Consider the following 10219-nt stretch of genomic DNA (forward strand, 5'->3'; position numbering starts at 1 on the left):
ATCCGTCGCTACATCATCTGGCGGAACAAGCATGCCGCCGACGACCGCCTCCGTGAGGTCGTGAACAGGGCGAACGTAGCTTGATGCGGCACTAGGTGATCAAGTCTGGCGCGAGGTGGGCATCGGCGGCCCCGAGGACACCGACCAGCTCAAGGCCCGGATCACCACCCTCGAACAGCAAAATCGTCGACCTGGAGCTCAAACTCCAGGACCAAGGCGACGAGCTCGCCGCCGCCCGGGCGGTCAACCGTGAGTTCATGGCCCAGCTCAACCGCCCACCGGGCTGAACAGAGCCCGGGCCGGACGCTTGATGGCCGGCGGTCGGCGGCGTATCTGTTCTGGATGTGACCCGCCGGGGGCGGTGCAGTGTGTGCGGATCAGCGGGCGATCGAGATCGCGAAGGGCGCGAATCCGCTGGACCGGATCACGTGCGGTACGAACAGGATCGCGGCCTCCGTGGCGCGGGCGGTTTGGATCCCGCCGAGATCAGTGATCCATTCCGTGCGCCAGCCGAGGTTGATGAGCAGTTCACGGACGGTCTGCTTGGCATGTGGGTCGTCGCCGGAGAGGAAGGCGTCGGGCGCCTGGGTGAGCGTGGCCGGCGCGGTCATCACCGGGAAGAGCATGGTGTTGAGTGTCTTGACGACGTGCGTTTCGGGGAGCGCTTCCTGGAGTTGCTCGGCGAGGCTTGAGCCGGGGTAGATCAGGTGGGCAGGCAGTCCGTCCGGTCCGTCGACGGTGGCGTTGGAGACGTCGACGAGGATCTTGTCGCGCAGTTCCTCGCGCAGGGCGACGAGCCGGTCCAGCGAGCCGGCGCCTGGGGTGGCGTTGACGACGATCTGGGCTGTCCGGGCAGCGTCGGCGGCGGCGCCCGGCGCGCGGTCCGCCATGGTCACCTCATGCCCTGCCCGGGTGAGGGCTGTGGCCAGACTGCCGCCGACTCGGCCGTTTCCGAGAACTGCGATCGTGGTCATGATCTGGTCCTTCCGTGCGTGGAGGTTGTGGTGCGCGGTCAGCGTGAGAGCGTGGCGACGGCCTGGGCGTGGACGCCGGGCGCGGCGGCCAGGAAGCTCTCGCTCTGCGGGGTCCAGGGGAGGCCCTCGGCGTCGGAGATCTGTCCGCCGGCCTCGGTGACGAGCAGCGCGCCGGGGAGCAGATCAGCGCGGGCGCCGGCGAACTGCCAGAAGGCGTCGATCCGGCCGGCGGCCACGTTCAGCAGGTGCAGGGTTGCGGGCACGGCGGTGCGGACGACGAGGGCGTCGAAGAGCATCGAAGTGATCGAGGAGCCGACGCGCCGCACGACGTTGTCGTCCTCGTCCGGCCGGGCCTGGCTGGTGGCCACGATGCTCAGGCCGAGGTCCGCGGTCTGGGAGACGTGCAGCGGTCGGCCGTCGAGGTAGGCGCCCGCGCCGGTGAGCGCGGTGTAGGTCTCGCCGGTCAACGGCAGATGGACCGCGGTGAGCACCGGCTGGTTCTCACGCACGAGGGTGGCGGTCACCGCCCACTCGGGCAGGGCGTGCAGGTGGTTGACGTTGCCTTCGGCCGGATCCACGACCCACCATTCGCCGGGCGGCAGCGCCCCGCCGTCCAGCTCGTCCTCCACCCAGCCGGCGTCCGGACGCAGGCGCGTGAGGCGGGGGCGCAGGATGTCGAGGGCCGTCTCGTCGTTGGCGGCGAGCGCGCGCATCAGCTCTTCGCGGGTCTGGTAGCGGACCACCTCGCCGAAGCGCTCGCGCAGCGCCGAACCGGCCCCACGCACGACGATCGCGGTCTGGCCGAGCAGGTCGGCGTCAAAGGCGGCGACGTCAGTGGTCTGAAGCATTTCGGACATGGTGAACTCCCTTTCGAGTAGGAGGTGATGAGGGTGTTCGGGCCGAACTGTGCGCTCTGTCCAGCGCTCTGGTCTCGAAGGTATACAGCCCCTTGATTAACTTCAAATGCATGTAAAGCACGTCTAGGATTACTCACATGCAATTGGATTTGAACCTGCTGGCCGCGCTCGACGCGCTGCTGGAGGAGGGCAGTGTGGCCGGGGCGGCGGCGCGCATGCATGTCACCGCCCCCGCGATGAGTCGGAGTCTGGGCCGAATCCGGCGCACGACCGGGGATCAGATCCTGGTACGCACCGGACGCACGATGACCCCGACGCCGTATGCGATCGCCGTCCGGGAACAGGTGCACGAGCTGCTGCACCAGGTCCAGGGGGTGCTGGCACCGAGCCGTGAACTCGATCTGGCAACGTTGGAGCGCACCTTCACACTCCGCTGGCATGATTCCCTGGTCGCCTTGAGCGGCCCCACACTGCTCTCGGCCGCGCGTGAAGAGGCGCCGGGCGTGCGATTGCGCTTCGTCGCGGAATCGAGCATCGACACCCCCGAGTTGCGGCGCGGCGAGGTGGACCTGGAGGCGAACGCCAACCGCCCGAGCGCACCGGACATCCGCGCCGAGAACGTGGGCGAGACCCGTCTCGTCATCGTCGTGAGACAGGGGCACCCCCTCACCCGTGTCAAAACCGTCACCGCAAAGCGGTACGCCGCCGCTGAGCACGTCACCGTCTCGCGACGTGGAAACCTCAGCAACGCCCTCGACGACGCCCTCGCGCGGCTCGGCCTCACCCGCCGCGTGGTGGCGACCGCGCCCACGGAAGCGGCCGCGCTGGAGTTCGCGCGCGGCTCCGATCTCCTGATCTGCGTCCCCGAAGCCACCACGCGATCCGCGGTCGCCGACCTCGGCCTGGTCGTGCTCCCCCTCCCGCTCGAACTGCCGTCGGCACCGATATACCTGTCATGGCATCAGCGCTACGACACCGACCACGCCCACGCCTGGCTGCGCGGGCTGGCGCGAACCGCGCTGGCCATGGGCGGAGCGTCGTCGTAGTCGGCGCCGTCCGGCCGCTTCACCTCTTCAACGTCAGCAGCGGCTTGTCCGTGCGGGTGCTGGCCGTGGGGGCGGCCAGACCGACGCCTGCGGCTCACGATCGCGGATCTGTGGGCCCTGCTCACTCGGTCGGCCCTTGGCCGGTGAGCAGGTTGAGCAAGCCGGCGGGGGCGTTGTCGCCGAAGACGAGCTGGTGGTTCCTGTCGGATTCGACGGCGAACCGGGCGCTGAGGAGGAGATGTTGAACACCACCATTCGCCACAGCGCCGTTCTCGCCGCCATTGCCGGCGTCATCGGCGCGCTCACCGCCCACGGCGCCGCGCCCGCCGCACCTTCGCCCAGACCGTCCAGCTCCTGGAGCTCTTCCTGCACCGCGAAGGCCGCAGCCCCGCCGCCCGCGAGACCATCCGCGTCGACGGCGACATCGTCAACCTCGGCCAATGGCTGGCCAAGGCCCGCACCGAGCACCGCGCCCGCCAGCTCCCGGAGGAACACACCCGCCTGGTCGCCGCACTGTTCGACGGGGACTGGACGACCGAGGACGCCGCGCCGTCCCCGTCGTCCTGATGTAGCCGCCACCCACACAACGCAGGCTTTTGCAGTGTGCTCGACAACTTCTCGCCGCACCTGACCACGAAGAAGGACGGCCGGGTCGGCGACTGGGCCGTAGGCAGCAATGTCGAGTTCGCCTACACGCCGACCAACAGCTCCTGGCTGAACCGCATCGAGGCCCAGTTCACCGCCCTACGCTACTTCGTCCTGGACGGCACCGACCACGCCAGCCACAAGGAGCAGGGCAGCATGGTCCGCCGCTACATCATCTGGCGGAACAAGCACGCCGCCGACGAACGGCTACGCGAGGTCGTCAACAGGGCGAACGTTGCCTGACGCGGCACTAGGTGTGCTGACGACGGCCGTAGCGTGCCCTGTTCCATGCCACTTGCTCGGCAGTCAGTGATGACGAGATCTTGTGCACGTCGCCGACAAGGTCGTTGCCGCGCCGACGAGGCCGCCCCCACTCGCGTTCCCGGAAGGCCATGACGGACACCTGGGAAGCGGGCTGCCAGTGCATGGTGAAGGCCGGGGCATTGGCGTCCGGGACATCCACCAGGCACACGCCGCGGTTCGACAGCAGCCGCTGCAGTTTGTCGAAGCGGAGGTGACGGTCAAAGCGGCCGTACCGCTCGCGAATCTCCTTGTTGACGATGCTGCTGCCCCAGTACGAGAGCCGATGCACCTGCAGGGTGAAGTGGCGCCCCTCCCACGGGTGGTCGGGCGATTCCCGGACCCAGAAGAACTCGACCAATCCGTAGTCGCGCCACATGCTGTAGTCGTCAGTGGAGTTTTCGGCGAAGTCGGAACCCAAGATCGCGCTGACCTGGTCGGGGCTGTCCGTCGGCTTGGCGCCGAGCACCGTTCCAGACATGACCACGTCCACGTAGAACGCGAGGGAATGCGGAGTCAGCTGCTCTCTCCTTGACTGGGCCGAGGTGGCCGGGAGCGGCCGCCTCAGCATGAACGACAGGGGCACCGCGAAGATCCGACGGGCAGGCCCGACATCCGGTTGCGTGGGTGGTTACGCGCGGTGTGCTCATTGTCGTGCTTGTAGGCCGCCGGTCCAGCGGGCCATCACCAGCAGGGCATCGCCCGGCTCGACCTCCGCAAGGAACCTCTGGCCAGGCGTGCCGCGCAACCCGCCCGCCGGACGTCTCTGGTGGATGATTGTCACGGTGCCGTCAGGGCGCTGGGCAGAGGCGAATCCGGAGGGGCTTGGCATGGCCGGGATAGTAGGCACCCGAGCCGACAATCCGCATCCGCGTTTCGGTTGGCGAGTGCCGTCGTTGTCTACATGATCGCTTGGACAGGCGCTGGCCGTGGATGCCGAGTGCGGTGTCCGACCGGCAGTGGGGGCATGCCGGTACTTGGCGGCGCACGGTGTCGAAGGCCTGCTGCCAGGTTGCCGGGCGGCACCGTCCGTTCTTGGCGGCCGCCCAGTAGTCGCCTACGTGTGGCCTGGGCCACTCACTGTGATGTTGCCTCGTCGAAGGCCGGTGGGTCGGCCCGGGCGGCGTGACGCGTGTTCAGGGGCTCTCCAGCCAATCGGTGTACCAGGCGCGAAAGTCAGGGCTCAGTGGTGTGAAGCCGCCCCAGTCCGGATCGATCTGCCAGACCTGGCCTGCTCGCGGGCCGTTCAGGACCAGCCGTGTGAAGATGCCGCAGCCCTGTTCGGCCAGCATGAGCGTGCCCCGGGTCAGTGCTTCGGCCGGTCCGTCGATCCGGCCGGGCAGAGGTTCGGTGAGAGGGAAGGGCTCGGTGAGTCGGCCCGGCAGTCGGTCTTCCCGCCACTCGGTGTCCACAGCCCACCCCTCGTCGGCCTCCGGGCGGGAGACGGTCAAGGGCATCAATCCGTGGCTGGGGCCGGCGGGGCCGTCGCCCACCTCTGCGACGAAAGACCGGTACTCCACGGGCAGGTCGATTCCGTGGGATTCCTCGAAGGCCCGGATCTCCGCTTTCGGCAGCCGAGGCGCCAACTCGTACCGGTGCCTGTCCGCCCCGAAGCGCTCCCGCCCTGGGTCCCGCGTTGCCATCTCCCGTATCCGCGCGCGTACGCCGTCCCCGTCCCAGCTCTGCATCCAGCGACCGTAGCAAGAGCGTCCGCGCCCCGGTCCGCCACACCCTCGAGCTACGCGGTTGCCCGGTGACAGGCCTCTGCGGGCGGGTCTTTGACCACGGCAACTCAGGTTTCGGTGACGCGAACTCGCGGCCATCAAGGCTCGCTGGCGTGGGACACACCCCCGGCACCCGGCCTGACGCGTGTCCCAAATATCGAACACGCGCTCTAATCGGGGTATATCGTGGCGACTGCCTCACCGACATCCAGGAACGCGTGCTGCGCTGTTTCCGCGAGCACATCGCCGCTCACGGCGAGGCGACGGCGGTGGGGGAGATCGGGGCGGCGGTCGGCCTGCGCAGCAGGTCCTCGGTCCACTATCAGCTGGTGGAGCCCCTCGGCCAGGTAGCTGGCATCAATGGCCCCACACCCGCTCAACCCAGCGAAGGTATGCGGTCAGAGCACTCGGTCAGCGCCAGGCCCGGAGAGCAGCAGCTCCCACGCCTCACGCACGGGGCATGGCAGACCTCCGCGGCTACCGCGAGCGACACCAGGCTACGAGCGCCCGCCCGCACGTGTGTTGAGCGGCTCCGGGCCACCGAACAACGAACCGGACGAACTCGCCGGGGAGAGCCTGGCGAGCACGAAGCCCGCGCGGGTTTTCGCAAGCGGCCAGCACTGTCCCGGGCGACGCTGACGACCAGACCGAGCTCCACCCGGACGGCGGGGCCGGCGCTCGCAGCAGGCTCTTGGCGCAGGCCGAGGGGCAGCGCCGCCGTACGCACGGTCGCGGCTGGCAGCTGGCCGATCATGTTCATGGACCGTGAGGACTCTAAATTTTGGGCCCGGGGTTCCTTGGCTGCCCTCCCATTCGGTGGTCGCTCCAGTCGATGCCGTCGTCGTGCTCCTTGCTCGACGCGAGCCCGAAGAACCCGAGAAGGGGAGCTGCGATGAGGATTGCTCCGCACAGGCTGCCGATTGCCACATAGGCCGCGGCGGCGATGACGGCCCAGAACAGGATGTCGCACACGATCCGCGCCCACAGCGGGAACGGGGCGCGCCATGCGTGGTAGCGGCGGTACATGCGCACGAGCTTGCCGGACGCGCGCTTGGATCGGCTGGCTTTTCTCTGGCCTGGCCTTGCCGTGCGGCCGTTGCCGTGCGGACGTCCCTTTTTCTTGCCCATGGAGCTCTTTGTCCCTTCGAGTGTCTCTTGACCACAGCAGTTCTCTCCTCTGGAGCGTGCAGCGGTTACCCAAGACCCGATGCATGCGAGCGAGAACGTGAGGTTGTGCGGGCATTCGGTGTGCTCGCCGACGGGCGGGGCGTTGATGCGCACCGTTGCTGGACCGACTGGCCCACCGGGTTGAGGAACACTGCCTCGAATCCGCGCCCAGGATCCACGGCCACTCGCCCTGCCCGGCCCTCAGACCGTGTTGCACCCGCATTGATCACCTGCTTCAGCCAAGCCGTATCCGCGTGTGGTCACGGTGGCTTCCGGGATTCCTGCCACGAACGGGTACCGCGTGCGCTAACGGTTGACGAGCCCGCTTTCGGCGGCGGCTCCGCGCTTGCCGACCGGTCTTTAAACCGCCGTCTTCCTGGCCCGCCGTCAGCGTGCTCATCAAGATGTCGGGAGACGTTCCCGCCCACTGGGCGACGCCTTCCAGGGGCATCCGGGTGTTCGCGGCCGCCAGGGCGGTCCGTTTCCAGGCGTTCTCGACCAGGGAGGCGCTGTAGCGGAAGCTGCGCAGGAGCTGCTGGGCGACGCCGGCGGTGGGTCCGGTCTGCACCCCGCGCAGTTGGAGCAGCTACTCCTCGGCGCTCTCGATTGCCCGGGTGATCAGCGTCCGCTCTTCGGCGGGCACCGTCGCCCGCCAAATCCTCCCCCGTGCCGGGCGTCTTCTTCCCCTTGCCCAGCACCCGCGGCTGTCCGGCCATGGTCGCGGGCTGGTGTTCCTGGCGCACCCACCACGGGTCGGTGTAGTAGCCGGAGGGCCCGCCGGTCTCGCGGCGCGGGCGAATGACGCTGCCCCTCCAGGAGGTCAGCGGGCCGCCGTAGTCGGTTGCGTCCAGCGGCCCCAGCCACGGCCGGCCGACCCGCTCACCGAGCCGGCGGCAGAACGCCCCGTCGGCGGGCAGTGCCCGCGGCTGCCCAGCGCCGCTGTCCATCCACGCCAGCTCGGCCATGGCCGTATCCAGCGGCGCGTCGGCGACGGCCACCACCTCGGGAAAGACGACCGCGTCCCGCCCCACGATCCGCCACCGCTCAAGATCCCCCCCGGCGTCGCCGCCCGCGACCTGGTGCAGGCGCCGCGGACAGATCGTCTCCCGCTCCCAGTGCAGAGCCTGCTCCCACCAACGGGACACCACCGAGTACGCCAGAGCGAACACCCTCTCCGGCTCGGCTCCGTCCCGCACCGCCCGCCGCGCAGCCCCGCGTCGGTACAGGGGATCGTCCGGGAGGACGGTGAGGGGCGGAGCCGTTCGCTCTGCAGGCCGCCGCCCGGCACGTCAGCAGGCGGCGTGACATCCTGTGTCGTCACAGGACGCCACGGAGTGCGGGACGACGAGGGCGGGCGTCCGGAGGGTCGGGGTATATCGATGAAACTCTGCTTTCTGGTGGAGGAGCAGTATCGCCACGACGGCATGCCGGTCGAGGTGATCCGCCAACTGACGTCCTGGGGGCACCAGGTGGACGTGCTGTGGCCGGGCGGCTCATTGCTGAGTCTGACAGAGGCGCTGCAGTGCGCCGCCCATGACGCCTGGGTACTCAAGACGGTCTCGGGCGGTCCGGGGCTCACCCTGTTGGAGGCCGCCGCCGTGGCCGGGACCACGACGATCAACGATGCCCGTTCGATCCGCGGCGTACGGGACAAGGCGCTGGCGGCGGCGATCGGCCGCAGCCACGGGCTTCCGCTGCCGCCCACCTACGCGGCGGCCCGGCCCGAACTGCTCGCGGAGATACCGGAGTCGGAGTACCCGATCGTGGTCAAGCCCGCCGACGGCAGCTCTGGGCGTGCCGTGCACCTGGTGACGTCACCGGACCGGCTCACCGCGATGGTTCCCGAACTGGCGGGGGAGGGCATGCTCATCGCCCAGCCGTACGTCCCCAACTCGGGCGTCGACATCAAGGTGTACGGCGTCGGTGGCGAGCTGTACGCGACCGAGCGCCGCTCCCCGCTCCACCCCGACCACGCGGTGCCCGAACGCCCCGTGCCCCTGCCGGACGAGGTGGCCGCCATCGCCGCCCGGGCCGGAGCGGTCTACGGCCTCGATCTCTACGGCGTGGACGTGGTGTTGGGGCCGGACGGGCCCGTGGTCGTCGACGTGAACGACTTCCCCAGTTTCCGCCAGGTCCCCGACGCGGCCGCGCGGGTGGCGCGCGCCGTGCTGGGGCTTGCGGCCCGCGGAAGTCGGACCGTCGAACCGGCCGAGACCGCCCGACCGCGCATGGCGGAACAGCGGGAGCCGTCCGGGGCCACCGCGTCGCCGTCCGAATCTTCCGTGTCACCTGCCGCAACGACCGTGTCGCCACTGCGTTCCGGCTCGGCACAGGTTCTGACGGCCGCGGGCAAGACCGTATGAGGATCGGCCTGATCACCTCCGACCCCGGGCACCCGCTGCTGGCCGCCACCACCGCGCTGCTCGCCGACGAGCACACGGTGCGGACGCTGGACCCGGAGACGGCGGAGTCGCCCCAAGCACCCGAGCCCCTCGCCGACGTGTATCTGCTCAAGGCGCGTACACCGCAGGCGATTTCCCTCGCTCGCGCACTGGAACGGCGCGGGGCCCGGGTGCTGAACTCGGCCGCCGCGACCGCGCTGTGCCAGGACCGCACGGCGATGGCGGAGCACGCTCGGCGGGCCGGCCTGCCGTTCGCGGCCACCCGCGCCTACCCCACGCTCGCCCGGCTCGCCGAAGGGCCGGGGCTCCCCGGTCCGGTGGTGGTCAAGAGCCGGCACAGCCGCAAGCATGACCTGGTGGCCCGTGTCGACAGCGACGGAAGACTGCGCGAACTGGCCGCCGCGCACCCTCAAGAACCGGTCGTGGTACAGGAGTTCGCTCCCAACAGCGGCTGGGACCACAAGCTGTGGGCGATCGGGGACCAGATCTTCACGGCGCTGCGCCGCTCCGAGCTCTCACCCGAGGGCCGCGGCCCCACTCTGCCGCTCGCCCCCGACAGCCTGCCGCCCGGCTGGGCCGCCCTGGTCCGCCGGGTCGGCGAGGTCTTCGCCTTGGACGTCTACGGCGTGGACGTCATCGACAGGGGCGAGGACGGCCCGCTGATCGTGGACATCAACGCCTTCCCCGGAGTCCGTGCCCAGCCTGGCGCCCCGCAGGCCTTGGCGGCCCTCGCCCTCGCGAACTCGGGCGTCTGACGCACATATTGCAGACATGGAGGCGCCACGGCCCCTCGGCGCGTCCCAGCCCCTGACGTACGCCGGGCGCTCACCCGCCGCCCCTCCTTGTGCCGCTCATGAACGGATTCGGAGTCTCGTGCACGTGATGATCTCGGTGGGGCCGGCGGCAAAGTGATCGACTCAGTCAACTTGACCCGGCCCTGAAGGGCCGGGCTTGCAGGTAGGGCGCGGCTGGCTGCCGCGTATCCTCCCGCATCTGAGTCACCTACGGACAGGAGACTGGGACGCGTGGCTCACGCCCCGCAAGCCACACAGCCTCGCCCTTGCGGGCGATGTTGCGGGAAGCGTTCAGGTCGGCGTGCGCAAC

General features: G+C 69.6%; 9 protein-coding genes and 5 pseudogenes. 6 read left to right on the forward strand and 8 right to left on the reverse strand.

The features are described 5' to 3' along the window. Positions 1-84 (forward strand): annotated as a pseudogene (locus ACWEN3_RS32440) (transposase); the annotation flags it as partial. A 293-nt stretch (positions 85-377) separates the two neighbouring features. Here ACWEN3_RS32440 and ACWEN3_RS32445 read toward each other — a convergent pair. Beyond that, positions 378-974: an NADPH-dependent F420 reductase gene (locus ACWEN3_RS32445; protein ID WP_452978065.1), complete on the reverse strand. Its 597-nt coding sequence runs from the start codon at positions 972-974 to the stop codon at positions 378-380. Between the two features lie 38 nt (positions 975-1012). Beyond that, complete coding sequence (locus ACWEN3_RS32450) at positions 1013-1831, reverse strand: 3'(2'),5'-bisphosphate nucleotidase CysQ (protein ID WP_452978067.1); 819 nt, start codon at positions 1829-1831, stop codon at positions 1013-1015. A gap of 137 nt (positions 1832-1968) precedes the next feature. Here ACWEN3_RS32450 and ACWEN3_RS32455 point away from each other — a divergent pair, with 137 nt between their 5' ends. Then, the gene (locus tag ACWEN3_RS32455) at positions 1969-2877 is read left to right on the forward strand and encodes a LysR family transcriptional regulator (protein ID WP_452978070.1); all 909 of its coding nucleotides are present in this window, start codon (positions 1969-1971) and stop codon (positions 2875-2877) included. Between the two features lie 121 nt (positions 2878-2998). Here ACWEN3_RS32455 and ACWEN3_RS32460 read toward each other — a convergent pair whose 3' ends face one another. Next, the gene (locus tag ACWEN3_RS32460) at positions 2999-3190 is read right to left on the reverse strand and encodes a hypothetical protein (protein WP_452978072.1); all 192 of its coding nucleotides are present in this window, start codon (positions 3188-3190) and stop codon (positions 2999-3001) included. 290 nt (positions 3191-3480) lie between these two features. Between ACWEN3_RS32460 and ACWEN3_RS32465 the strand changes: the two are divergent. Then, positions 3481-3765: pseudogene (locus ACWEN3_RS32465) on the forward strand (IS630 family transposase); the annotation flags it as partial. Between the two features lie 7 nt (positions 3766-3772). On the opposite strand, the gene ACWEN3_RS32470 reads toward ACWEN3_RS32465, so the two are convergent. The 4 genes and pseudogenes from ACWEN3_RS32470 to ACWEN3_RS32485 form a co-directional block, all read right to left on the reverse strand. Next, positions 3773-4303: a hypothetical protein gene (locus ACWEN3_RS32470; protein WP_452978075.1), complete on the reverse strand. Its 531-nt coding sequence runs from the start codon at positions 4301-4303 to the stop codon at positions 3773-3775. Between the two features lie 83 nt (positions 4304-4386). Then, positions 4387-4654 (reverse strand): annotated as a pseudogene (locus ACWEN3_RS32475) (hypothetical protein). Next, positions 4614-4895 (reverse strand): annotated as a pseudogene (locus ACWEN3_RS32480) (DUF6233 domain-containing protein); the annotation flags it as partial. The pseudogenes ACWEN3_RS32480 and ACWEN3_RS32475, both read right to left, overlap by 41 nt. Positions 4896-4958: 63 nt before the next feature. Continuing rightward, positions 4959-5510 carry an SMI1/KNR4 family protein gene (locus ACWEN3_RS32485; protein WP_452978078.1) on the reverse strand — a complete coding sequence of 184 codons (552 nt, stop codon included), beginning with the start codon at positions 5508-5510 and terminating at the stop codon, positions 4959-4961. Between the two features lie 149 nt (positions 5511-5659). On the opposite strand from ACWEN3_RS32485, the pseudogene ACWEN3_RS32490 reads away from it, so the two are divergent. Beyond that, positions 5660-5863, forward strand: a pseudogene (locus tag ACWEN3_RS32490) (LexA family protein); the annotation flags it as partial. Between the two features lie 457 nt (positions 5864-6320). Here the strand turns inward: ACWEN3_RS32490 and ACWEN3_RS32495 are convergent. After that, positions 6321-6674 (reverse strand): hypothetical protein, encoded by a 354-nt coding sequence (locus ACWEN3_RS32495; protein WP_452978087.1) that lies wholly within the window; start codon positions 6672-6674, stop codon positions 6321-6323. 1418 nt (positions 6675-8092) lie between these two features. Here ACWEN3_RS32495 and ACWEN3_RS32500 point away from each other — a divergent pair. Then, positions 8093-9076 (forward strand): ATP-grasp domain-containing protein, encoded by a 984-nt coding sequence (locus ACWEN3_RS32500; protein ID WP_452978081.1) that lies wholly within the window; start codon positions 8093-8095, stop codon positions 9074-9076. Then, positions 9073-9870, forward strand: a complete 798-nt coding sequence (locus tag ACWEN3_RS32505) for an ATP-grasp domain-containing protein (RefSeq protein WP_452978084.1) — start codon at positions 9073-9075, stop codon at positions 9868-9870. The genes ACWEN3_RS32500 and ACWEN3_RS32505 overlap by 4 nt, the downstream gene beginning before the upstream one ends. Positions 9871-10219 lie beyond the last annotated feature (349 nt).

Source organism: Streptomyces sp. NPDC004561, from assembly GCF_053602155.1.

Excerpts from the sequence above, each read along its gene's own strand:
- ACWEN3_RS32485 (WP_452978078.1), bottom strand. The coding sequence starts at position 5,510 with ATGCAGAGCTGGGACGGGGACGGCGTACGCGCGCGGATACGGGAGATG.
- ACWEN3_RS32450 (WP_452978067.1), bottom strand. The coding sequence starts at position 1,831 with ATGTCCGAAATGCTTCAGACCACTGACGTCGCCGCCTTTGACGCCGAC.
- ACWEN3_RS32470 (WP_452978075.1), bottom strand. The coding sequence starts at position 4,303 with ATGTCTGGAACGGTGCTCGGCGCCAAGCCGACGGACAGCCCCGACCAG.
- ACWEN3_RS32505 (WP_452978084.1), top strand. The coding sequence starts at position 9,073 with ATGAGGATCGGCCTGATCACCTCCGACCCCGGGCACCCGCTGCTGGCC.
- ACWEN3_RS32455 (WP_452978070.1), top strand. The coding sequence starts at position 1,969 with ATGCAATTGGATTTGAACCTGCTGGCCGCGCTCGACGCGCTGCTGGAG.
- ACWEN3_RS32495 (WP_452978087.1), bottom strand. The coding sequence starts at position 6,674 with ATGGGCAAGAAAAAGGGACGTCCGCACGGCAACGGCCGCACGGCAAGG.
- ACWEN3_RS32500 (WP_452978081.1), top strand. The coding sequence starts at position 8,093 with ATGAAACTCTGCTTTCTGGTGGAGGAGCAGTATCGCCACGACGGCATG.
- ACWEN3_RS32445 (WP_452978065.1), bottom strand. The coding sequence starts at position 974 with ATGACCACGATCGCAGTTCTCGGAAACGGCCGAGTCGGCGGCAGTCTG.